Source organism: Variovorax sp. PEI5 (assembly GCF_056679935.1).
This window is the reverse complement of record NZ_JBWXPH010000002.1, coordinates 453,398-474,821: the sequence shown is the minus strand read 5'-3', so window position 1 is coordinate 474,821 and position 21,424 is coordinate 453,398. Positions and strand designations below refer to the sequence as shown.

Annotated in this window: 19 protein-coding genes and 1 riboswitch; of the genes, 6 read left to right on the top strand and 13 right to left on the bottom strand. The window is 72.9% G+C overall.

The features are described 5' to 3' along the window. Positions 1-20 precede the first annotated feature (20 nt). The 4 genes from AC1MLT_RS18675 to AC1MLT_RS18660 form a co-directional block, all read right to left on the bottom strand. The gene (locus AC1MLT_RS18675; protein ID WP_481035620.1) at positions 21-1,772 is read right to left on the bottom strand and encodes a tannase/feruloyl esterase family alpha/beta hydrolase; all 1,752 of its coding nucleotides are present in this window, start codon (positions 1,770-1,772) and stop codon (positions 21-23) included. A gap of 101 nt (positions 1,773-1,873) precedes the next feature. Beyond that, the gene (locus tag AC1MLT_RS18670; RefSeq protein ID WP_481035618.1) at positions 1,874-3,619 is read right to left on the bottom strand and encodes a tannase/feruloyl esterase family alpha/beta hydrolase; all 1,746 of its coding nucleotides are present in this window, start codon (positions 3,617-3,619) and stop codon (positions 1,874-1,876) included. Between the two features lie 144 nt (positions 3,620-3,763). Then, positions 3,764-4,033 carry a hypothetical protein gene (locus AC1MLT_RS18665; protein WP_481035617.1) on the bottom strand — a complete coding sequence of 90 codons (270 nt, stop codon included), beginning with the start codon at positions 4,031-4,033 and terminating at the stop codon, positions 3,764-3,766. A gap of 143 nt (positions 4,034-4,176) precedes the next feature. Beyond that, entirely contained in the window at positions 4,177-5,085 is a 909-nt protein-coding gene (locus AC1MLT_RS18660; protein WP_481035615.1) for a LysR family transcriptional regulator, read from the bottom strand. A gap of 136 nt (positions 5,086-5,221) precedes the next feature. Between AC1MLT_RS18660 and AC1MLT_RS18655 the strand changes: the two genes are divergently transcribed. The 5 genes from AC1MLT_RS18655 (at position 5,222) to cobN (ending at position 12,315) form a co-directional block, all read left to right on the top strand. Then, complete coding sequence (locus tag AC1MLT_RS18655; protein ID WP_481035614.1) at positions 5,222-5,761, top strand: YybH family protein; 540 nt, start codon at positions 5,222-5,224, stop codon at positions 5,759-5,761. A gap of 15 nt (positions 5,762-5,776) precedes the next feature. Then, a complete protein-coding gene (locus AC1MLT_RS18650) occupies positions 5,777-6,901 on the top strand; it encodes an alkene reductase (protein WP_481035612.1) in 1,125 nt (374 codons plus the stop codon). Positions 6,902-6,940: 39 nt separating this feature from the next. Then, positions 6,941-7,191: riboswitch (cobalamin riboswitch) on the top strand. Between the two features lie 95 nt (positions 7,192-7,286). Further along, positions 7,287-7,760, top strand: coding sequence for a MotA/TolQ/ExbB proton channel family protein (locus tag AC1MLT_RS18645; protein ID WP_481035611.1), 474 nt, complete (start codon positions 7,287-7,289; stop codon positions 7,758-7,760). Beyond that, the gene (locus tag AC1MLT_RS18640; RefSeq protein WP_481035609.1) at positions 7,757-8,104 is read left to right on the top strand and encodes a DUF2149 domain-containing protein; all 348 of its coding nucleotides are present in this window, start codon (positions 7,757-7,759) and stop codon (positions 8,102-8,104) included. The genes AC1MLT_RS18645 and AC1MLT_RS18640 overlap by 4 nt, the downstream gene beginning before the upstream one ends. Next, on the top strand, positions 8,101-12,315 hold the full coding sequence (gene cobN / locus AC1MLT_RS18635) for a cobaltochelatase subunit CobN (protein WP_481035608.1): 4,215 nt from the start codon (positions 8,101-8,103) through the stop codon (positions 12,313-12,315). The genes AC1MLT_RS18640 and cobN overlap by 4 nt, the downstream gene beginning before the upstream one ends. 27 nt (positions 12,316-12,342) lie before the next feature. Here the strand turns inward: cobN and AC1MLT_RS18630 are convergent, their stop codons facing one another. Continuing rightward, positions 12,343-12,687, bottom strand: coding sequence for a hypothetical protein (locus tag AC1MLT_RS18630; RefSeq protein WP_481035607.1), 345 nt, complete (start codon positions 12,685-12,687; stop codon positions 12,343-12,345). A gap of 324 nt (positions 12,688-13,011) precedes the next feature. On the opposite strand from AC1MLT_RS18630, the gene AC1MLT_RS18625 reads away from it, so the two are divergent. Then, on the top strand, positions 13,012-13,728 hold the full coding sequence (locus tag AC1MLT_RS18625; protein ID WP_481035606.1) for a Crp/Fnr family transcriptional regulator: 717 nt from the start codon (positions 13,012-13,014) through the stop codon (positions 13,726-13,728). A gap of 78 nt (positions 13,729-13,806) precedes the next feature. Here AC1MLT_RS18625 and AC1MLT_RS18620 read toward each other — a convergent pair whose 3' ends face one another. From AC1MLT_RS18620 to AC1MLT_RS18585, 8 genes are read right to left on the bottom strand one after another with little or no spacing between them, the layout of a single operon-like run. Next, positions 13,807-15,810, bottom strand: coding sequence for a pilus assembly protein TadG-related protein (locus tag AC1MLT_RS18620; RefSeq protein ID WP_481035605.1), 2,004 nt, complete (start codon positions 15,808-15,810; stop codon positions 13,807-13,809). 4 nt (positions 15,811-15,814) lie between these two features. Further along, positions 15,815-16,261 (bottom strand): TadE/TadG family type IV pilus assembly protein, encoded by a 447-nt coding sequence (locus AC1MLT_RS18615; protein ID WP_481035603.1) that lies wholly within the window; start codon positions 16,259-16,261, stop codon positions 15,815-15,817. After that, entirely contained in the window at positions 16,258-16,779 is a 522-nt protein-coding gene (locus AC1MLT_RS18610) for a TadE/TadG family type IV pilus assembly protein (RefSeq protein ID WP_481035602.1), read from the bottom strand. The genes AC1MLT_RS18615 and AC1MLT_RS18610 overlap by 4 nt, the downstream gene beginning before the upstream one ends. Further along, on the bottom strand, positions 16,776-17,153 hold the full coding sequence (locus AC1MLT_RS18605; protein WP_481035601.1) for a DUF3613 domain-containing protein: 378 nt from the start codon (positions 17,151-17,153) through the stop codon (positions 16,776-16,778). The genes AC1MLT_RS18610 and AC1MLT_RS18605 overlap by 4 nt, the downstream gene beginning before the upstream one ends. After that, positions 17,150-18,052, bottom strand: a complete 903-nt coding sequence (locus AC1MLT_RS18600) for a tetratricopeptide repeat protein (protein ID WP_481035600.1) — start codon at positions 18,050-18,052, stop codon at positions 17,150-17,152. Before AC1MLT_RS18600 ends, AC1MLT_RS18605 begins: the two co-directional genes overlap by 4 nt. Before the next feature lie 8 nt (positions 18,053-18,060). Next, on the bottom strand, positions 18,061-19,053 hold the full coding sequence (locus AC1MLT_RS18595; protein ID WP_481035599.1) for a type II secretion system F family protein: 993 nt from the start codon (positions 19,051-19,053) through the stop codon (positions 18,061-18,063). Positions 19,054-19,058: 5 nt separating this feature from the next. Further along, on the bottom strand, positions 19,059-20,120 hold the full coding sequence (locus AC1MLT_RS18590) for a type II secretion system F family protein (protein ID WP_481035597.1): 1,062 nt from the start codon (positions 20,118-20,120) through the stop codon (positions 19,059-19,061). Continuing rightward, the gene (locus tag AC1MLT_RS18585; RefSeq protein ID WP_481035596.1) at positions 20,113-21,423 is read right to left on the bottom strand and encodes a TadA family conjugal transfer-associated ATPase; all 1,311 of its coding nucleotides are present in this window, start codon (positions 21,421-21,423) and stop codon (positions 20,113-20,115) included. The genes AC1MLT_RS18590 and AC1MLT_RS18585 overlap by 8 nt, the downstream gene beginning before the upstream one ends. Position 21,424 lies beyond the last annotated feature (1 nt).

Sequence of the window (21,424 nt, the reverse complement as noted above, 5' to 3'; positions counted from 1 at the left end):
CGGTGCGGGGCGCCGCCGCCTCACGGCGCCGTGCAGGTGAAGCTGCCGGCCGCGTTCACGTTGCCCGCGACATAGCGGGCATAGGCCGGGTAGGCGCACAGCGGCCGGGTGCGGCCGGGCACGCCGGCGGTGTCGGACACCACCTGGGCCGGTGGCACGTTGCCGCCCTCGACCCAGTTCTCCAGCGTGGTGAGCGAATCCCAGGCGGCATTGAAGACGCTGCTGGCGGCGTGGCCATAGCCGGGGATCTCGTAGTAGCGCACGAAGCCGTCGACCTGGGCGGCGCCCATGGCGTTGCGCAGGCGCGTGTAGTACTGGGCGGTGGCGCGGGTGCTGACCAGCGCATCGTGCGAGCCATGCGCCATCAGGATCTTGCCGCCGCGGGCCTGGAAGGCCGACAGGTCGGCGCTGTTGACGTCTTGCAGTCCGGTCAGCTCGACGATGCGCGACTGCAGCGCGCCGGGGTTCTGCGGATCGACCGCCAGCGAATTGGCATTCGCGTCGCGCGTCACGAAGAAGCGGATCCACTGGTCCCAGAAGGTGCTGCCATAGGGCGGAGCGCCCGCCGCCGTGACCGGTGGCATCGGGTTGGCCGGGGCCAGCGTGCCGAGCGACAGCGTGACGATGGTGGGTTGCAGCGGACTGGTGCCGGTGGCGCCGAAGTCGGTGCCCCAGGTGTTGAAGCCGGGGTAAGTGGTCTCGCCGCTGGCCAGCCGGTAGGGCAGCACCAGGGGCGTGTTGGTGACCTCGAAGGCGTTGATCTGCGCATCCGACAGGCAGCCGTCGCCGGTGTCGGTGCCGCCCGCGCAGCGCAGCGCGGCGCCATTGAACTGCGCGGTGCGCGGGTCGAAGCTGGCGTTGCAGGCGGCCACGTTGCTCACCAGGCCGTCGTTGACGCCATCCAGCGCGTCGCAGGCGGCGGTCGAGGCGTCGAGCAGCAGGCGGCGCTTGGCGCGGCTCGGGTAGGCGTTGGGTTGCGCCAGGGCGCGGGTGATGCGGCCGAACTGCAGGTCCAGGGCCGCCGCGTTCCAGGCCGGATAGAGCACGATGGCGCCATCGAAGTCGGCCGGCCAGCGCGTGACGGCGAACAGCGCCTCGCGCCCGCCGGTCGAGCCGCCGGCGAAGTAGGTCCGGTCGGGGCGTCGGGCATAGCGGGCGTCGATCAGCGTCGTCGCCACGTCGCGCGTCTTCTTGATGGCGTCGCTGGCGAAGTTGCGCAGCATCTCGTCGTTGGCGCCGAAGCTGCCGTCGCGGCTGGTGGTGACGGGGTCCGCCTGGTGGCCGGAGTCGCTGCCGAAGGTGGCATAGCCGCGACCCAGCGGCACCTGCTTGTCGGTCGGGCCGGCCGGCACGTTGCCCACGCCGGTGGCGATGGTGCCGTTGTAGCCCCCGCCGCCGAACATCATGGCCTTGCCGTTCCAGGTCGCGGGCAGGTTGAGCTGGAACTTGATGTTCTGCGCCGCCGGGTCCACCGGCCGGATGTCGCCCAGCACGCGGCAGTACTCGCCGACCGCCGTCGCGCCGCTGCCGGCGGCCGGCACGACGGTGGCGCTGGTGACCACCGCGCCGGTGGTGGGCAGTCCGATCGAGCCGGCGGCGATGCTCATGCCGCCGAGCTGGGCGCAGCTCATGGCCTGGCGCGGCGGCGCCACCACGTCGTCGTCGTCGCCACCCCCTCCGCAGCCCGCGACGCAGAGCGTGGCCGCCAGCACCGCGCCGAGGGTCGGGCGGCGGGTGGGACGTGGGACTTCGACCTGGGATGGCATCTTCATGGCGCGTCTCTTTCTTCGTTGGAATCTGCGCGTGCTGGCGGGCCGTCGGAATGGCGGCGCTCACGGCGGATCCAGCTTAGTGGCTCGCGCGCCGCGCCGTATCAGTGCTTTGCCGGGTGTCCGGGCGCGGGCTGCCGCGGCAGCGCACAGACGAAGCTGCCGGCCGCGTCGACGGGGCCCGCGACATGGCGCGGATGGCCCGGCCAGGCGCACAGCGGCCGGGTCCGGCCGGGCACGCCGGCGCTGTCGGCCACGACCTCGGCCGTGGGCGCGACATCGTCCTCGACCCAGCGCTCCAGCGCGGCCAGCGAGTCCCAGGCGGCGTTGAAGACGCTGCTGGCGGCATGGCCATAGCCGGGAATCTCGTAGTAGCGGACGAAGTCGTCGACCCGCTCGGCGCCCATGGTGTCGCGCAGCCGCGTGAGGTACTGGGCGGTCGCGCGCGGGCTGACCAGGGCGTCGTGCGCGCCATGCGCCATCAGCAGCTTGCCGCCGCGCGCCCGGAAGGCCGAGAGGTCGGCCTCGTTGACGTCCTGCAGTCGCGTGAGCTCGAGGATGCGCGAGCGCAGCGCGCCGGGATGCCGCGGATCGACCGCCAGCGGATCGGCGGCGGCGTCGCGCGCGACGAAGAAGCGGATCCACTGGTCCCAGGCGATGCTGGCGGAGGGCGGCGAACCCAGGAACGTGACCGGTGGCATCGGCGTGGCCGGGGGCATGGTGCCCAGCGCGAGGGTGGTGACCACGCGCTGCAGCAGGCCGTCGCCCGGGACGCCGAAATCGGTGCCCCAGGTGTTGAAGCCGGGGTAGGTGGTCTCGCCGCTGGCCATGCGGTAGGGCAGTTCCAGCGGCGTGCGGGCGACCTCGAAGGCATCGATCTGCGCATCCGACAGGCAATCGTCGTCGGTGTCCGCGCCGCCCGGGCAGCGCAGCGGCAGGCCGGCGAGCAGGGCGGTGCGGGGGTCGAAGATGGCATCGCAGGCCTCGACATCGCTCACCAGGCCGTCGGCGGCGCCATCGAGCCGGTCGCAGGCGGCGGTCGCGGCATCGAGCAGCCGGCGGCGCTTGGCCTGGCTCGGGTAGGCGCCGGGCTGCGCCAGGGCGCGCGTGATGCGGCCGAACTGCAGATTCAGCGCGGCCGGGTTCCAGGCCGGATAGAGCGCGATGGCGCCGTCGAAATCGGCCGGCCAGCGGGTGATGGCGAACAGCGCCTCGCGTCCGCCGGTCGAGCCGCCGGCGAAGTAGGTCCGGGTCGGCGGGCTGGCGTAGCGCGCCTCGATCAGCGCCAGCGCGACGTCGCGCGTCTTCTTGAGGGCGTCGCCGGCGAAGTTGCGCAGCATCTCGTCGTTGCCGGCGAAGGCGCCTTCGCGGCCGGTGGCCAGCGGATCGGCCTGGTGGCCGGAGTCGCTGCCGAAGGTGGCATAGCCGCGACCGAGCGGCACCGGCCGGTCGACCGGGCCGGCGGGCAGGTTGCCGGTGCCATCGGCCACGATGCCGTCGAGGCCGGCGCCGCCGAACATCAGGGCCTTGCCGTTCCAGGCCGTGGGCAGGTTGAGCTGGAAGCGGATCGCCTGCGCGGCGGGATCGACCGGATGGATGGCGCCCCGCACGCGGCAGTATTCGCCGACCGCCGCCGGGCCGGCACCCATGGCCGGCACGACGGCGGCGCTGGTGACGACCGCGCCGGTCGTGGCCAGGCCGATCGATCCGGCGGGGATCGTCATGCCATCGAGTCGGGCGCAGGCCATGGCCTGCCGGGGTGGCGCGTCGTCGCCGTCGCCTTCGCCGCCGCAGCCCGCGACGCAGAGCGCGGCGGCCAGCACGGCCTGGAGCCTGGAACACATCTTCATTGTTTTCTTCCCTGGGAGAGTCGGCACGCCGTGGCTCTCCGTCGGGATGGCGGCGGTCCCGGCGGACCGCTCCGCAGTGGGCCACGTCCCGGTCGCCGCCGAGGCGCTCGCGACGGCCTTTCGTCGGCCGGCGCCCGGCCCGGATCAGTGGCGATGCACGTGGTTGCGGTAGTGGTCGCGCCGGTGCACGCGGCGGTCGTGCCGGCGGTCGTGGCGGTGGTAGTAGCGATGTTCATAGCGCGGACCACGATCGGGCCGCACGAAACGCGGCGGTGGCGGCGGCGGCACCACGATCACGCGGGGCCGCTCGTAGCGTCCGCCCGGATGGGGCTGGGCCTGCGCCGGCGTCGGCGCCGAGAGGGCGCCGAGGGCCAGCAGGGCGGCGGTGCCGAGGGCGATCAACATCTGCTTCATGGCGACTCCTTGGGTTGCATGTCGTTGCGAGGAGGCCATGGTGGCCGCCGCATGTGAACGGCGTGTCGCTGGCGAGAGAAATCTCGTGAATCTTGGCAAACGTGGGCAAAGCCCCGACGCCCCGACGCCCCGACGCCCCGGCGCTAGGCCGCCATCGGGGAGAACGTCGTCGCGAAACGCTGCGCGAAATGCGCCACCACCGCCCGGTTCACGACCGAGCCGCGCCGGCTGCGCAGCATCACGGCGTGGATCGGCAGCGGGCGCAGCGGCCAGTCCGGCAGCAGCACCTGCAGCCGTCCCTGCGCCAGGTCGGCCTGCAGCATCCAGGCCGGCAGCATCGCCACTCCCAGGCCCTGCAACGCCGCCTCGTGGATGGCCTCGCTGGCATTGGCCTCGAAGCGGCCCTGCACCGCCACCTCCACGCGCTGGCCGGCACGCGTGAAGCGCCAGACCCGTGGCGCGCCGATGCCGCCGAAATGGATGCAGGGATGCGCCGCCAGCTCGCGCGGATGCGTCGGCCGGCCATGCAGCTGCAGATGCGCGGGCGCGGCCACCAGCAGGCGCCGGGCGGTGCCGACGCGGCGCGCGACCAGGGTCTCGTCCTTGAGGTCGGCGACCCGGAAGGCGAGGTCGATGCCATCGGCGGCGAGATCGACCGTCGCATCGCTCAGCCGCAGATCGACCGCCAGGCCCGGATGCGCCTGCAGCAGCCCCGGCAGCCCGGGCACCAGCTGCAGCCGGCCGAAGGGCACCGACGCCGCGATGCGGATCGTGCCGGCGATCCGCTCGTGCCGCTGGCCCAGCAGCTCGCGGCCACGCTGCAGGGCGGCCAGCGCCGCCTGGGCGTGCGGCAGGAATTCCGCGCCGGCCGGCGTCAGCGACAGCCGGGGGCGCGCGCTGCGTTCGATCAGCGTGCCGCCGAGTTCGCGCTCCAGTGCCGTCACCTGCTTGCTGATGTTCGACTGGGTGGTGTGGAGGGCGCGCGCGGCGGCCGAGAAGCTGCCGTGCTCGACGACCCGGGCGAAGGCGTGGAGGCGCTTGAGACTGTCCATCCGAGGGACTCCCTTCAGTCCGAATTGGAATGGCAACAAGTCTAGATCGCTGGTTCCTGGAATGGGCGCCGTTCCCTAGAGTCCGGGCTGCCGCCGGCCGAGCCGGCTTCTCTCCACACCGAAAGGGACCGCTCCGATGACGACGACCTCGACACCCCATGCCCGCCGCCCGGAAGCGGCACTGGCGCTGGCACTGACACTCACGCTGGCCACGACCCTGAGCCTGACCCTGGCGGCGACCGCCGCGCACGCCGATGTCGCGCCACCCGCCCGGCCGACCCTCGTCGCCGGCGTCGAGATCCATGCCGGCCCGAGCGAGGCCGTGCAGGCCTGGCGCCGTGCCGTCGAGGCCGGCGATGGCGAGGCCATCGCGCGCATGAACGGCCCGCGCACCGTGGCCTATCGCGTGGACAGCGCCTTCACGCATGGCGGCAAGGCCATCGCCGCCGGCTACGACGCGATGTTCGCCAAGTACGTCGCCAGGGTCGACATCCGCGACGCCGCCTGGGTCCGCCAGGGCTCGCTGCTGCACTCCTGGGGCCTGTTCACCCTCACGCTGACGCCGCGCGGCGGCGGCGAGCCGGTGCGCATCGACGGCCGCTTCTCCGACCTGGCCGCCTGGACCGACGGCGGCTGGCAGTACCTGATGGACCACGCGTCCGTGCCCACCCCCTGACCGAAGGACCCCCGCATGACCTCCTTGTTCCAACCCCTGAAGGCCGGCGCTTTCGACCTGCCCAACCGCGTCGTCCTGGCGCCACTGACCCGCTCGCGCGCCGACAACGAGCGCACGCCGACGGCGCTGATGACCGAGTACTACGCGCGCCGCGCCGGTTTCGGACTGATCGTGACCGAGGCGACCTCGGTCGACCCCCTGGGCGTGGGCTATCCGCGCACGCCGGGCCTCTGGAGCCGGGCCCAGGTGCAGGGCTGGGCCCGCGTCACCGATGCCGTGCACCAGGCCGGGGGCCGCATCGTGGCCCAGCTGTGGCACGTCGGCCGCATCTCCGACCCGATCTACCTGGGCGGGCGGGCCCCGCTGGCGCCCAGCGCCGTGGCGCCGGGCGACGCCGCCGGCACGATCTCCCTGGTGCGGCCGCAGCGCCCGTACGGCGTGCCCCGGGCGATGGACGAGGCCGACATCGCGCGCGCCATCGCCTCGTTCGCGCAGGCGGCGCGCAATGCCGCCGATGCCGGCTTCGACGGCGTCGAGATCCATGGTGCCAACGGCTACCTGCTCGACCAGTTCCTGCAGACCGGCAGCAACCACCGCGCCGATGCCTGGGGTGGTTCGCTGGAACGCCGCGCGCGGCTGGCGCTGGAAGTGGTGGATGCCGTGGCCGAGGTCTGGGGCGCCGACCGGGTCGGCTATCACCTGTCGCCGCGCGCCGACATCCTGGGCATGGGCGACGAGGATCCCGCGGCCACCTTCACCCACCTGGTCGACCAGCTGTCGCAGCGCCGCCTGGCCTTCGTGATCTCGCGCGATCCGGAGGGCCCCGGCACCCTGGCGCCGCTGCTGCGGCCGCGCTTCCACGGCACCTGGATCGCCAATGGCGGCTTCACGCCCGAGCGCGCCGCGGCGGTGGTCGAGGCCGGCGCCGCCGATGCCGTCGCCTTCGGCCAGCTCTCCATCCCCAACCCCGACCTGCCCGATCGCCTGCGTCGTGGCCTGCCACTGGCGCGTCCGGTGGCGGCGACCTTCTACAACGAGCATCGGTTCCTGTTCGATGGCGAGCGCATGCCGCCCGAGGGCTACCACCCGAGCGACCGGCGCGGCTACCTCGATTTCGAGCGCGCGACCGTGGACGCCTGAGCGCGGCCAGCGGATGAACGTGACTTCGTTCACGGCATCCGTAGAATGCGCCGCGTTGGTGCTCGCGCCGCGGTTCGCGCGGCGCAGTTGAACGGGAAGCAGGAGTCCCGGTGTTCCCGCGCGGAACATCGAAGCCACCTGCGCTGCCCCCGCAACGGTCAAGCAGACGGCGTCCCCCCGGGGCGCCACCCCCGACGATCCAGCCACTGGGCTCCCTGAAACAGGCGCCCGGGAAGGCCGTCGGAGGCCGCGCTGTCAGCCCGGATACCGGCCAACGAGGCGGTCGCCGTCCATGTCCCCGACCGGGACGCGGAAGGCGGCCATGACACCCAAGCACCGGCGGGGAGGCCGGTGACGGGCCTTGCATCGTCGGGTCTTCATCTTCATGTTCGCTTTCGAAGCCGTTCTGTTCGAACTGGCACGCCTGTTCCTGTGGCCGGTCACCCTGGGTGTCCTGCTGTCCTTCCTCTACGCGGTCTATGGCCTGGGCGCCTTCGGCATCGAATACCTGCAGCGGCGGCGTCAGCCCGAGCGCGCGCTGGTGCTCGGCGCGCTGGCCGACCAGGGGCAGGACCGGATGGAGCTGGCCGTGCTCAAGGCGCTGGAGGGCGTGCGGCTGTGCAGCCGCGTGGCGCCCATGCTGGGCCTGATCGCCACCATGATCCCGATGGGACCGGCGCTGGTCGCCGTCGCCTCGGGCGAGTCGCAGGGCGTGGCCCAGAGCCTGGCGCCGGCCTTCGCCAGCGTGATCGTCGCCCTGGCCTCGGCCTCGATCACCTTCGTCATCTACACCGTGCGCCGGCGCTGGCTGATGCGCGAGCTGGTCATGGTGCTCGACGCCCGGGAGCGCGCGTCGTGAGCCGGCGGCGCTTCTCCATCCTCGACGGCCTGGATGCCGAGGACGACGATCCGGTGCTCTCGACCATCAACCTGATCGACGTCTTCATGGTGGTGATCGGCATGCTGATGATCGCGGTCATCAACAACCCCATGAACCCGTTCGCCCAGGACAAGATCACCGTGATCCGCAACGAGGGCCGGCCCGACATGGAGATCCTGACCAAGGAGGGGCAGAAGGTGACGCGCTTCAAGGCCAGCGGCGCCTCCGGCGAGGGCGATGGCGAGAAGGCCGGCACCGCCTACCGGATGAAGGACGGCACGATGGTCTACGTGCCGGCCGACGCGACGCCGGTCAAGCCGTGAAGGGCGTCACCCGGATCTGGGCTGCTTCGTGGCCGTGGGTCTTCGCGCTCGTCGTCGCGCTGGTCGGCACGGGTCGACCGGCGCTCGCGGCCGAGGTCGGCACCGGCACCGGCGCCAGTGCGGCCCGCGTCGTCCTGCTGACCACCTACATCGTCTCGCCGGCCCGGCTGGCGAAGCTGCAGGCCGCCGCCCGCGCGGCCGGGGTGCCGCTGCAGACGCTGTCGGCCGAGCGCGACACGCCCGAGGCGCTGGCCGCCGGCCTCGCCGGCGCCGGGCTGCTGATCCTGGATGCGCCGCATCCCGGTGTCGGCGAGGCCGCGGCAGCGCGCTTCGGCGAGGTCGTCGTGCGCAGCGGCGTGCCCTACGTGCTGGTCGGCGAGGCGGCGGCGGTGGCGCGCGGCGAACCCTTCGCCGCGGCGCCGCTGGCCGCCGAGCAGGGCGTCGATCCGGCCTGGGCCCAGCGCCTGCGCGCCTATTGGCGCAACGCCCGACCGGCCAATGTCGCGGCCTCGATGACGGCATTGGGCCGCATCGGCGTGCTCGAGGGCCTGCCGGCCGCCGAGCGGCTGCCGGCGGCCGGGCTCTACCACCCGGCCTGGCCGCGCATCGAGGACGACACCGCCGCGCTCGAGCGCCTGCCCGGCCCGGCGGCCGACGCGCCGACGGTGGCGATCGCCGTCAACAACGCCGTCTTCACGAGCGACGACACCGGCTGGGTCGATGCCCTCGTCGGCGCGCTGGAGCGGCGCGGCCTGCGCGCCTATGCGTTCTACGGCCCGCGCCAGCGGAAGGACCTGTTCTTCGCCATGACGCATGCCGGACCGGCGGCCGGGACCGGAGCCGGGGCGCCGCGCCGCGTGGCGGACCTGATCGTCAATGCCGCGCTGGTCTTCAATCCGACCGAGCGCAAGGCCGAGCTGGAACGCATCGGCGTGCCGGTGCTGCAGACCATGCCGGCATTGGCCATGGACGCGGCGCAGTGGGCGCAGAGCAAGGCCGGCATGGCGCAGGCCGATGTCGCCTACTACTACACGCCGAGCGAACTCGCCGGCATGGTCGATCCGATGCTGATCACCGCGCGCGATGCGGCCAGCGGCGCACTGGCGCCGATCCCGGCGCAGATCGACGCCGTCGCCGACAAGGCCGCCGCGCAGCTGCGGCTGCACCGCACGCCACCGGCCGAGCGACGCGTGGCGATGCTGGTCTACAACTACCCGCAGGGCGAAGGCAACTTCGGCGCCTCGTTCCTGAACGTGCCCCGGAGCCTGCACCACATGCTGGTGGCCCTGCGCGGCGCCGGCTACCGCACCGAGGCGCCGGAGGCCGAGTGGATCACGCCGCAGGTGCAGGCCACCATGGCCTCGTTCTACCGGCCCGAGGGCCTGCGGCCGCTGCTCGACCAGGACCTGGCCGAGGCCCTGCCGCTGTCGCGCTACCTGGCCTGGTTCCGCGCGCTGCCCGCCGCCACGCAGGCGCGCATCGAGGCCCACTGGGGTCCGCCCGAGCGCTCGACCCTGCTGCGCGACGTCGACGGCCAGCGCGCCTTCGTCATCCCGCGCGTGCGCATGGGCGCCGACAGCCACGTCGTGGTGCTGCCGCAGCCGCCGCGCCAGGAGCCCAGCGACGATCCGGCGCAGAAGGCGCGCACGATCTACCACCGCTCCTCGACGCCGCTCAGCCACGGCTACCTGGCGACCTACCTGTGGCTGCGCACGCAGTTCGGCGCCAGCGCGGTGGTCCACGTCGGCACCCACGGCACGCTCGAATGGGCGCCGGGCAAGGAACGCGCGCTGTCGGCGCAGGACGATCCGCTGCTGGCGCTGGGCGACCTGCCCAACGTCTATCCCTACATCATGGACAACCTCGGCGAGGCCGTGACCGCCAAGCGGCGCGGCCGCGCCGTGCTGGTCAGCCACTCGACGCCGATGTTCGCGCCGGCCGGCTTCCGCCCGCAGGTGCAGGAGATGCACGAGCTGATGCACGACTGGGAGAACGTCTCGCCCGGGCCGGTGAAGGTCGAGCTGGAGGCGCGCCTGACGGCGCAGTTCGTCGAGCACCAGTACCACCGCGACCTCAAGTGGACGCGCGAGCAGATCCTGGCCGACTTCGCCGGCTTCATGGAGCGCCTGCACCCGCACCTCGACGAGCTGGCCATGACCGCGCAGCCGCTCGGACTGGCGGCCTTCGGCGAGGTGCCCGACGCCAGGCGTCGCCACGGCACGATCCTGCAGATCCTGAGGAAGCCATTGATCGAGGCGCTGGGCGAGGACATCGACGAGGTGTTCCTGCTCGATGCCGGCAACCTCGCGCTGTCGCGGCCGGCGCGCTGGCTGGAGGTGGCGCTGGTCGATGCGCGGGCGGCCAGCACGCTGGACCTGCGCGCGGTCGACGCCGCGCGGCCGCAGACCGCCAGCGCCATTCCCAACCGGGCGCAGGGCAAGCCGCTCGACAGCGCGGTGCTGCTGGCGCTGGCCGAGCGGGCGCAGCGCCTGGACGCGACGCTCGCGGGCAACCAGGAGATCGAGGGCTTCCTCGCCGCGCTCGACGGCCGCCACCTGGCGTCGAGCTATGGTGGCGATCCGGTGCGCAACCCCGACAGCCTGCCCACCGGGCGCAACCTGTACGGCTTCGATCCCGGCCGCGTGCCCACGCGCGAGGCCTGGGACATCGGCGTGGCGGCCATGGACGGCTGGATCGCCGAGCACATGAAGCGCCATGGTGGCCGGCCGCCGGAGAAGATCGCCTTCACCCTCTGGGCCGGCGAGACCATGCGCCACCAGGGCGTGATGGAGAGCCAGGCGCTCTACGCGATGGGCGTCAAGCCGCGCTGGGACGAGGCCGGCCGCGTGGTCGGGCTCGACACGGTGCCGGCGGCGACGCTCGGGCGGCCGCGCCTGGACGTGCTGGTCAGCGTCACCGGGTCGTATCGCGACCAGTTCCCCGGCGTCATGCGCTGGCTCGACGCCGCGGTGCGGCAGGTCGCCGGCCTGCGCGAGGAGGGCGGCGACAACTTCGTCGCCCGCCACAGCGACGCCCTGGCGCAGCGCCTGCGCGCCGAGGGCGCCACGGCGGCGCAGGCCCAGCGCTGGTCGACCGCGCGCGTGTTCTCCAACGAGGCCGGCAGCTATGGCAGCGGCCTGGCCGATGCCACCACCGCGAGCGACACCTGGGCCACGCAGGGCCGCGCCGGCGGCGACGCCCGGATGGCGCGGCTCTACGTCGAGCGCATGGGCCACGCCCAGGGCGACGATGTCGAGGGCCTGGAGCGCCATGGCGCCTATGCCGCCAACCTGGCGCAGGTCGACGCGGCGCTGCTCTCGCGCACCTCCAACACCTACGGCATGCTGACCAGCGACGATCCGTTCCAGTACCTCGGCGGCCTGGCGCTGGCGGTGCGCCAGCTGACCGGCCGCGATCCGGCGCTCTACGTGCAGAACCTGCGCGACGGCACGGAGGTGCGCACCGAGGGCGCGGACGACGCCATCGCCAAGGAGATGCAGACGCGCTACCTGCATCCGCAGTGGATCTCGGCGCAGAAGGCCGAGGGCTACAGCGGCACGCTGCAGGTGCTCAAGACGGCGCAGTTCCTGTGGGGCTGGCAGGTGACGGCGCCGCAGGCGGTGCGCCAGGACCACTGGCAGTCGCTGCACGACGTCTATGTGCGCGACCGCTATCGACTGGGCACGCGCGAGTGGCTCGAGGGCGACAACCGGGCGGCCTTCGTGCAGACCCTGGAACGCATGCTCGACGCGGTGCGGCTGGACTACTGGCGGCCCGATGCCACGACCCGGCGCGAACTGGCGCAGGCCTACGAGACGGCGCTCAAGGCCACCGGCCAGCGCGACCTGAATCCGATGGTGCGGCAATTCGCGGCGCGCGAGGCCGATCCGGCCGCGGCTGCGACGGCGACGGAACCCGCCGCGACGCCGCGCCGTACGGCGCCCCGGCCGGTCGAGGTGGCGCGCCCCCCGCCGCCGGCCGAAGCGACACCAGCCACCGTGGCGGAAGCGGCACCGGCGGCATCGACGCGCATCGAGGGACTGAAGCTGGAGCCGCAACCCGAACCCGCACCCGTGCCGCGCCCTGATCCGGCGCGCTCGCCCGTCGACAGCCTGGCGGCGATGTTCCTGGCCGGGCTGGTACTGCTCGCCGGCGCCTGGCGCCAGACGCGCCGGGGCGGGGTAGGGTCCAGACCGCCCGACGCCGCCTGAATCACGCCTGAATGGCCAGGCGGCCGGTCAGCGCCATTCCTGCGGCATCAGCGGCACGACGTTGCGGTCGTCGATGGCGTAATGGCGCACGATCGGCTCGCGATCGAACAGCTTCTTGCGGTCCTCGGCATCGATCGAGGGTTGCAGGGGCTCGGTGCCGACGTACTGGCGGATCGCCTCCATCGACTCCCAGACCGAGACCACGGCCACCTCGGTGGTGCCGTCGCCCAGGTCGCGGAACAACGCGGCGGCGCGCTCGTTGCCCGGCGCCGCGTTCATTTCCTTGAGCTTGATCGTGTCGAGATAGGTCTGGCACTCCTCGCGCAACTCGGTGCGGATCCAGAACGTCCAGGCGCGAAAAATCTTGTCCATACCGGCTTGTTCAAAAAAAGATGTCGTTGACGCCCGTGAATTTCGAGCTGTGGAAATGCGTTTGCGCTGGCGGCTCGAGATAAACATTAGAGGTGAATTCTTTTGACTTACGAATCTGATGTGCTGGTACTTCTTTAGGGTTCCTGGGGACTGGTCGCGATTCTGCATGGGCTGGCGCAGAAGTGATTGCTAACAAAAATACTAAAAGTTACGATTTCGTGGTATCTGTCAGACGATTGGCGACTGTCGTTGTCGGACTGCCAGTCAATCAGCGCGCTAGATGAGGTCGAAAATACTCATCATGAATGACTATCGCCGCAGGCCATGACTACCACCGCGTTGGACTATCGAGCCAATCGGCTGCTCGCGGCATTCGAGCCGGAAGACATCGAGCGCTGGCTGCCGCACTTCGATCTGCTCGACCTGCCGATCGGCTGCGTGCTGTGCGAACCCCACGAGCGGCGCACCCATGCCTATTTCCCGACCACGGCGGTCGTGTCGATGATCTACATGATGGACAACGGTGCCTCGGCCGAGGTCGCCGTCGTCGGCCGCGAAGGATTCGTCGGCGTGTCGGCATTGCTCAGTGGCGGCTCGACGCCCAACCGCGCCGTCGTCCAGACCGCGGGCCAGTTGTTGCGCCTGCCGGCCCATGTCCTCCAGGTCGAGATCGACCGGGGCAGTGCCGTGATGCGGCGGTTGCTGCGCTACACGCAGGCCCTGCTGACGCAGGTCTGCCAGACGGCGGTGTGCAATCGGCACCATTCGCTCGACCAGCACCTGTGCCGCTGGCTGCTGCTGATGCTCGACCGCATCGACGACGATTCGCTGGCCATGACGCAGGAGATGATCGCCAGCATGCTGGGCGTGCGCCGTGAGAGCGTCACCGAGGCCGCGCTGAAGCTGCAGGGTGCCGGCGTCATCAGCTACCGGCGGGGGCGCATCGACGTCCTCGACCGCCGTGGCCTCGAGCTCCGGGTCTGCGAGTGCTATGGCGTGGTGCGGGCCGAATACGAGCGCCTCCTCGGCCCGACCGGTTGACCGGGCCGCCCGGCGGACTGGTGCCTCGCCGGCCCGGGTGCGGGCCGAGGGAGCGACGGCGCCATCCGCTCGCGGGCTTCAGAAGACCAGTTCCGCGCCCTCGGTGCAGCCGAGCCGGCCACCGACCTCGGTCTTCGCGAGATCGATGCCCAGCAGGTCGCGCACCAGGGTGGCCAGCAGCGGATCGATCAGCGGCGCGAGCACGTTCGAGACCACGCCACCGAGCGTCGTGATGACACCGGCGAGCGCGCTCGTCAGGGCGCCGAGCACGCTCGGCGTGGCATTGCTCGTCAGGCCCGAGGGGCCGGTGGGCGCCACCGGCTGCAGCAGGCTGGCCGACTGGCGCAGCGTCTGGCCGATCGAGTCGGTGACGTTGGGCGTCGAGATCGCCAGCCAGGTCGGCTCGGCGCGGACGTCGGGCGGGTTGGCGAAGGTCTGGTCGACGGTGGTCGCGCCCACCGTCAGGTCGCCACGCAGGGCCAGCCCGCCGGCGTAGTAGGGGATGCGCGGCCCGCAGCTCGAGGTCGGCACCAGGTTCAGCAGCACGGTGGTGCACCTGCGCGCGCCGATGTCCAGCAGCGCCAGGGGCGCGATCACCGGCGGCGCGGCGCTGCCGAACACCAGGGCCTTGGCCTGCGCCACCGTGCCGCCGAAGCTGCCCACGCGCAGCGTGGCGGCGGTGGTGGTGGTGCGGGCCGTCAACGAGGTCGCGGCGGGATTGGAGCAGCTGAAATCGGTGACGCGCGAGGTGCCGCCGCCAGCCTCGAGATGGATGTCCATGCGCACGTTGGGCGAGGCGAAGACGGCATCCTGCACCGGCTGGTTGCTGCAGGCCACCACGCAGGCCGTCAGATTCGCCAGGTTCAGGCCGAGCAGGTTGTTGAGCGTCGACATCAGCGGTCCCAGGGCGCTGGACAGCGCATTGGTCAGGGCCGTGATGGCGCCGAGCGCGGGCAGCTCGACCGTCAGGAGCGTGCGGACCTGGGCGGTCCGCACCACGATGGCGTTGGCGCCGTGGGGCTCCCGCTTGGCCAGGGCCGGGTCGCCGACCGCGGAGAGCTGCGGTGGTTCGATGACGCGCGCGCTGGCGCTCAGGTTGATCAGGCCCGGTGCGCCCAGCGGCACGCTGGCGACCAGGCCGTTGCGGCCGTTGGCCAGCTGCACCAGCGCCTCGGCGAACTGGAAGACCTGCAGGTCGATCGCCAGGGCCGCCGCCGGCGTGCCGCTCTGCACCCTGATCAGACTGCCCAGCCGGACCAGCGGCTGCGCGGCCGGCACGTTGGCGGCCAGGCGGATGGCGTTCAGGGCGTCGATGGTGGGGCGCGCGGTGTCGCCCTGCCGGGACAGCGCGGTGACGGCGGCCTGCAGCAGGGTGCCCACCGGCACGGCGGCATCGAGCACCTGCTCGTAGCGGCCGGCGGCCACGCCGGTGTCGATCGCCAGCTGGTCGAGGTAGCCCAGCAGCTGCAGCCGGCTCGTGACCAGGCCGCCGTAGGCCCCCGCGTCGAGCGCCAGCGTGCCGCCGAGCATGCCGCCCAGCACCGCATTGAGCAGGGTGGCGCGACTGGCATCGATGCTCGCCAGAGTGCTGCGGATGGTCAGCACGGCGCGAGGCTGGCGCCGCGCGGCGAGCGCCCGGACCTCGACGACGCGCGGCCTCGCGCCGGGCAGCCCGGGCATCAGGAGCGCGGGCGTGCGTCGCAGGGTGATGGTCACGGCGTTGGGCGCCGTCGTGCCGGTCGCCGGGGCGAAGTAGGTCGGCGCGGCATGGGCCGCCGGGTCCCAGCGGCCGCAGGCGATGTCGGCCGGCGCCAGGGCCAGGCCGGCGGGCAGGTTGAGCGCGCCGTTGGCCATGGCGGCGGCGCGGGCGCCGGCGCAGTCGTTCGTCGCCAGCGCCTGGGCACCGGCCAGCGCGGCCAGGTCGACGGCCTTCTGCATCTCGCGCTTGAGATAGAACAGCCAGCCCAGTTCGGTCCCCACGAGCACGCCGACCATCAGGCTCAGCGCCAGCGCCGTCTGCACCAGCACCGAGCCGCCCGAGCGCGAACGGCGCGCCTGGCCGCGATGCGATCGGTCGGCCATGGCCTCAGACCGGCCGCGCCATGGTCGCCCGGCGCGTCATCAGGTCCGGCACCCAGGGCACCACGCGGGCCAGGGCCATCAGCGGCGCGTCGCGGTAGTGATGGCTGACGCTCACCGTGACATCGGTGGCCGAGGCGGCGACACCGACCTGCACGTGCGCGACCACCCAGCGCCGCCGGCTGGCGAGGTCGGCCGCGAAGGCCGGCGGCACCACCAGCGAGGCGGCCAGCGTGTCGTGGACGATGTCGCGCACGCGCTGGATGTTGGGCGTCGCGCCGTCGGGCATCAATGCGATCGCGCGCACGCCATCCTCGGCGGCGCGCGCGATCGCCTGCTGCACGTAGAAGATCGAACCGAAGGTGACGATGCCATGCACCAGCGCGAGCAGCGTCGTCAGCACGAGGGCGAATTCCAGCGCGGCCACGCCGCCCTGCCGGTGGCGCCGTCTCATGGCAGGCGCCCGTCGAGCAGCATGCTGGCCTGGCCGGTGAGCGTGGCGGGGAGCGCGAAGTTCAGCAGCGGCAGCAGGCGGTCGATGCCGCGCGCCGTCACCGTGACCCGGATCTGGCAGCGTCGCGCCCATTCGGGGCCGCAGACCGGGGCCACGCAGTCGTCGTTGGCGCTCTGGCAGATCTGCGCCACCACCTCGGCCGGCGTGGCGAGCCAGCCCTCGACCCGCGCCGCGGCGATCGCGGCGGCCTGCGCCCGGCGCAATGGCAGCGGACTGGCCGTGCCGACCACCCGCTGGTAGCGCAATGCGGCGCGCGCTCCCTCCTCGGCCGCGTGCTGCAGGCCCATGCGCAGGGTCAGCGCGATGCCGTAGCAGAGCGTGGCGTAGACCAGGCCGAAGAACATCAGGAAGACGAAGGCGAACTCGATGGCGTAGGCGCCGCGCTGGGCACCGGCCGATCGGCGCCGCCACGTGACGCGGGTCGGCCGGGTCCCCGGGCCCCGGGCCGTCGAGGTCATGGCGCGCCGCCGGTGGTGGCGCCACCACGGCCGGTCGTGCTGGAGCCATAGCGTTCCGGGATCGGATGCTCGAAGCTCCGGAGATAGCGCTGGTAGCTGCGCCCGGCGATCTCGCCCGGGATCGGCCGTGGCACCGGCGAGGCGGCGTCGCCCTCGCGCTGGAGCGCGAGCAGGCCGGCGGCGGCATCGCCGACCGGCGACGGGCCGGCCGGCGCGGCCGGGGTAGGCACCGGGGCCGGCGCCGGCGCCCGATCGGCGGATCCGCCCGCGTGCGCCGCGGTGTCCAGGGCGAGGAAGGCGGCCGGCCCGGAGGCCAGGCTCAGCATCACGGCGCCCGCGTGGCGCCAGAACGAGGGAGGGAGGATCTTCTTCATGGCGCGCTGGCTTCGGACGGAGTGAGGATGCTGGGCGGCCGTTCGGCCGATGGCGCGTGACGGGAGGCGCCCGATGTCGCCGGGGCGGAGACGGCGAGCATCCCGGCCGGAAGGTCGGACGACGTGCCGGACGACGCGGCGGGCGGGGGCCCCGGGCGCGCCGGCGTCGGCATCGGTGGCAGTTCGCGCGCGGCCTGGCGGATGGCGTGCCGCGTGCCGGGCGCCAGGTTGCGCGCCGCCATCAGCGCCTCGGCCTCGTGGCCGCGCCGGATCGCGAACAGGTAGAGCGCCAGGTTGGACTGGACCTGCGGCTGCTCCGGCTGCAGCTGGCTGGCCTGCATCAGCGGCACGCGCGCCTGCGCGGCGTGGCCGGCGCGCAGCAGGGCATAGCCCAGGTCGCTCAGCACGACGACATCGGTCGGATCGCGCTGGCGCGCCTGCGCCAGCATCTCGATGGCCTGCGCGAAATCGCCCTCGGCGCCGGCCAGCAGGCCCAGGCCGTGGTAGGCCGGTCCGGCCAGCGGCGTCTCCAGCAGGCGCAGGTACTGCTGGCGGCTCTCGGCGATCTGGCCGGTGCGGCGCAGGGCGTCGGCGCGCAGCCGCAGCGTCGTGGCGGTGGCCGGCGTGTCGCGCTCCAGCGCATCGAGATGCGCCAGCGACGCGAACCACAGGCCGTCGCGCTGCATCTGCTCGATCAGCCGCAGATGGAGCGCCGGCGTCTGCGGTTCGCCGCCGGCCGCTTCCAGCGCGGCATCGGCCGCGGCCCGGTCGGCCTGGGCGCGGGCGCCGGCGCCGGCGTAGGAGCCGGGGCCGGTCGAGCCGCAGCCGGCCAGCATCAGCAGGCCGGCGAAGCCGAGCAGGCGCGCGCCCGGCGGGATCAGGAAAGGGCGAGGACTCATCGGCGGCTTCAGCGTGAGAGGGTGGCGAGGGAGCGCGAGATGGCCAGGAAACCCGGCCCGGCGGTGACGATGATCAGCGCCGGCAGCAGCGTGGTCACCATGACCCCGGTCATCTTCACCGTGATGCGGCCGATGCGCGCCTTGAGCTCGGCGCGCCGGTGCTCGCGCAGCCGTTCGCCGAACCGGGTCAGGGGTTCCTGCACCGCGCCGCCATGGCGATCGATCTGCACCAGCAGCGCGATCAGCTCGGCGAGATGCGCGTTGCCATGGAGCTGGGCCAGGCGCTGCAGGGCGTGTTCGCGCGTGCGGCCCTGGGCGTACTGGCGATTGGCGATGGCGAGTTCCGCCGTCAGCACCGGCAGGGTGGCGGTGAAGTCGGTGGCCAGCACGTGCAGGCCCTGGTCCAGGCTGAGGCCGACGCCCTGCAGCAGCCGCAGCAGCTCGACGAACATCGGCAGCTCCTCGGCGACGCGGGCGCGCCGCGCCGCCGCCAGCCGCGCCAGCAGCCACTTCGGCGCCATGAAGCCGAACACGAAGGCGACCGCCGGCACCACCACCGGATCGCCCGGCAGCAGGCCCGCGCCCTGCAGCACGACCGCCGCCAGCGGCAGCGTCGTGGCCAGCAGCGCGCGGCCGCCCAGCAGCAGCAGCTGGCCGCGCAGCGAGGCGCCGCCGCACTGGGCGATCAGGCGCCGGTCCTCCTCGGCCACCAGCAGGCGGCCCCAGCGCGTGCGCAGCCAGTGGGCTGGCAACGCGGAGCGCTCACGCGCGACCTCGCCCGTGGGCATGGCGGCGTCGGCACCGGGACCGGCGACGACAGCGGCACCGGTGGTCGCGCCGGTGACGCCCGAGACGGCGCGGCCGAAGACCCGGCGGCTGCGCGCGACTCGCCATTCGCGCCGCGCCACCAGCGCCGCCGCCAGCAGCAGGGCGAGCGCCAGCAATGCCATGCTCAGGGCCAGCAGGCGCGTGGCGTCGGGAGTCCCGGTAAAGAGCGCCATGGCCTTCACCGCAGCCGGGCCAGGCGGTAGAGCAGGAAGGCGCCGAGCGACTGCAGGCCGAAGGCGCCGAACAGCATCAGGCGACCGCTATCGTCGAGCCACATGCGGACCACGTAGTCGGCATTGGTCAGCATGATGGTCGAGCCCACGCCCAGCGGCAGCAGCCCCAGGATCCAGGCCGACAGGCGTGTCTCGGCCGACATCGCGGCCAATTCCTGGCCGGCCTGCTCGCCATCGCGCAGCGAGATGGCGACGCGCTCGAGCAGCAGGTCGGCGCGACCGCCATAGCGCACGCCCACGCCCAGGATGGCGCCGAGCAGGTGCAGCTCGCCGACGCGCAGGTGGCGGGCGGTCTGGTCGAGCGCGCCATCGAGGTCGACCCCGGCGCGCGCCAGGGCGGCGGCATGCTCCATCGCCGGCCGCAATGGCGCCTTCAGGGGCGCGATCGCGAGCTGGAAGGCGGCCTGCGGCGAATTGCCGATGCGGACCAGTCGCACCATGGCGTCGATGAAGCCCGGCAGCTGGCGCACCAGCCGCTCCCGGAAGCGCTGCACGCGCAGCCAGACGACGAACGTGCCCACGGCGCCCGCCAGCAGCAGCATGCCGGCCGCGGCGACGTCACCCAGCGCCGCGCCGGCCACGAGCATCGATGCGCCGGCCGCGCCGACGGCGAGTCCCAGCTGGCGCGGCGTGGCGACGGCCCGCAGCCAGCCCGGCAGCCGCCGGACCAGGGCCGAGGCGCCGGCGCCCAGCGCCGCGCCCGGGCCCGGCCGTGGCGTCGCATCGCCCGCGCGCATCGCGTCGCCGGCACCCGGTCGCGCGGGCGCCGCGCCCTCGGTGCCCGGCGCGGCGGCCCAGGGATCGCGCGGCAGGCCGGCGACGAAGGCGGCGTGCCGGGCATCGACCGCCGGCGGGACGGCCGGTGTCAGGCCGGCGGCGATGCGCGTGGCCAGATGGCGGTTGGCGGAGCGTCGCGACTGGCGGCGCGCGGCCCAGGGCCACAGCATCAGTCCCACGCCGGCGAGCAGCAGCACCAGCGCCATCAGGGCCCACGAGACCTCACGCATGCGCGTCTCCCCGCGCCCGGCGCAGCATCTGGCGATAGCGCGTGACCTTGGGGGAATGCGGCGCGACGCCGAGCGAGGCCCAGTGGTCGCGCTCGCCGCCATCGGGCGTCGCCACCGGATCGTGGCGGTGCAGCTCCTGCATCGCCACCACGTCGTCGTTCACGCCGGTGACCTCGGAGATCGACAGGATGCGCCGCTGGCCGCCCGGCAAGCGGCCGATCTGGACGATGAAATCGATCGCGTTGGCGATCTGCCGGCGCAGGCTCGATTCGCTGCCCTGGTAGCCCGCGAAGCCGGCCAGCATCTCCAGCCGATACAGGCACTCGCGCGGCGAGCTGGCGTGGATGGTGCCCATCGAGCCGTCGTGGCCGGTGTTCATGGCCTGCAGCATCTCCATCACCTCGGCACCGCGCACCTCGCCGACGATGATGCGGTCGGGCCGCATGCGCAGGCTGTTGCGCAGCAGGTCGCGGATGGAGACCTGGCCGGTGCCGTCGAAGCCGCCCTGTCGGCTCTCCAGCCGCACGACGTGGGCGTGGCCCAGCGAGAGCTCGGCCGTGTCCTCGATCGTCACCACCCGTTCGGTCTCGGGGATGAAGGTCGCCAGGGCGTTGAGCAGCGAGGTCTTGCCCGAGCTGGTGCCACCGCTCACCAGGATGTTGCAGCGCGCGCGCACGGCGATCTCCAGCAGCTGGGCGATGGCGGTGTCGAAGGTGCCCATGTCGACCAGCTCGGCCGGCGTCAGCGGGTCCTTCCTGAACTTGCGGATCGACACCGACAGGCCGTCGAGCGCCAATGGCTCGCTGATGACGTTGATGCGGCCGCCATCGGGCAGCCGGGCATCCACCATCGGATGCGACTCGTCCAGCCGCCGCCCGATCGGCGCCAGGATGCGTCGCACGATCCGCAGCACGTGCTCGCGATCGGCGAAATGCACGGTCTCGCGCTCCAGCCGGCCATGGCGCGAGACATAGACGTTGCGGTGGCCGTTGATCAGGATGTCCTCCACCGCCGGATCGGCCAGCAGGTCCTCCAGCGGGCCGAGGCCGGCCAGCTCCTTGGTCAGGGCGTCGGCCACCAGGGCGATCTCGCGGTCGTTGAGCGGCACGCGCTGCGCCCGCACGAAGCTGTCGAGCTCGAAGGCGACGAACTGCTGGATCGCCGCGCGCGACCAGCGGCCGAACTCGGCCCCCATCGCCTCGACGCGACCGAGCAGGTGATCGTGCGTCCAGGCCTTGATGTCCTGGTACTGCTGCGAGCCCAGGAAGGCATCGCCATCGGCGCGGGAATCGGTGCCGGCCATG

What these genes read in the sequence shown, in the direction of transcription:
- AC1MLT_RS18675 (WP_481035620.1), bottom strand. Translation starts at nt 1,772, where the DNA reads ATGAAGATGCCATCCCAGGTCGAAGTCCCACGTCCCACCCGCCGCCCG.
- AC1MLT_RS18670 (WP_481035618.1), bottom strand. Translation starts at nt 3,619, where the DNA reads ATGAAGATGTGTTCCAGGCTCCAGGCCGTGCTGGCCGCCGCGCTCTGC.
- AC1MLT_RS18665 (WP_481035617.1), bottom strand. Translation starts at nt 4,033, where the DNA reads ATGAAGCAGATGTTGATCGCCCTCGGCACCGCCGCCCTGCTGGCCCTC.
- AC1MLT_RS18660 (WP_481035615.1), bottom strand. Translation starts at nt 5,085, where the DNA reads ATGGACAGTCTCAAGCGCCTCCACGCCTTCGCCCGGGTCGTCGAGCAC.
- AC1MLT_RS18655 (WP_481035614.1), top strand. Translation starts at nt 5,222, where the DNA reads ATGACGACGACCTCGACACCCCATGCCCGCCGCCCGGAAGCGGCACTG.
- AC1MLT_RS18650 (WP_481035612.1), top strand. Translation starts at nt 5,777, where the DNA reads ATGACCTCCTTGTTCCAACCCCTGAAGGCCGGCGCTTTCGACCTGCCC.
- AC1MLT_RS18645 (WP_481035611.1), top strand. Translation starts at nt 7,287, where the DNA reads ATGTTCGCTTTCGAAGCCGTTCTGTTCGAACTGGCACGCCTGTTCCTG.
- AC1MLT_RS18630 (WP_481035607.1), bottom strand. Translation starts at nt 12,687, where the DNA reads ATGGACAAGATTTTTCGCGCCTGGACGTTCTGGATCCGCACCGAGTTG.
- AC1MLT_RS18625 (WP_481035606.1), top strand. Translation starts at nt 13,012, where the DNA reads ATGACTACCACCGCGTTGGACTATCGAGCCAATCGGCTGCTCGCGGCA.
- AC1MLT_RS18620 (WP_481035605.1), bottom strand. Translation starts at nt 15,810, where the DNA reads ATGGCCGACCGATCGCATCGCGGCCAGGCGCGCCGTTCGCGCTCGGGC.
- AC1MLT_RS18615 (WP_481035603.1), bottom strand. Translation starts at nt 16,261, where the DNA reads ATGAGACGGCGCCACCGGCAGGGCGGCGTGGCCGCGCTGGAATTCGCC.
- AC1MLT_RS18610 (WP_481035602.1), bottom strand. Translation starts at nt 16,779, where the DNA reads ATGACCTCGACGGCCCGGGGCCCGGGGACCCGGCCGACCCGCGTCACG.
- AC1MLT_RS18605 (WP_481035601.1), bottom strand. Translation starts at nt 17,153, where the DNA reads ATGAAGAAGATCCTCCCTCCCTCGTTCTGGCGCCACGCGGGCGCCGTG.
- AC1MLT_RS18600 (WP_481035600.1), bottom strand. Translation starts at nt 18,052, where the DNA reads ATGAGTCCTCGCCCTTTCCTGATCCCGCCGGGCGCGCGCCTGCTCGGC.
- AC1MLT_RS18595 (WP_481035599.1), bottom strand. Translation starts at nt 19,053, where the DNA reads ATGGCGCTCTTTACCGGGACTCCCGACGCCACGCGCCTGCTGGCCCTG.
- AC1MLT_RS18590 (WP_481035597.1), bottom strand. Translation starts at nt 20,120, where the DNA reads ATGCGTGAGGTCTCGTGGGCCCTGATGGCGCTGGTGCTGCTGCTCGCC.
- AC1MLT_RS18585 (WP_481035596.1), bottom strand. Translation starts at nt 21,423, where the DNA reads ATGGCCGGCACCGATTCCCGCGCCGATGGCGATGCCTTCCTGGGCTCG.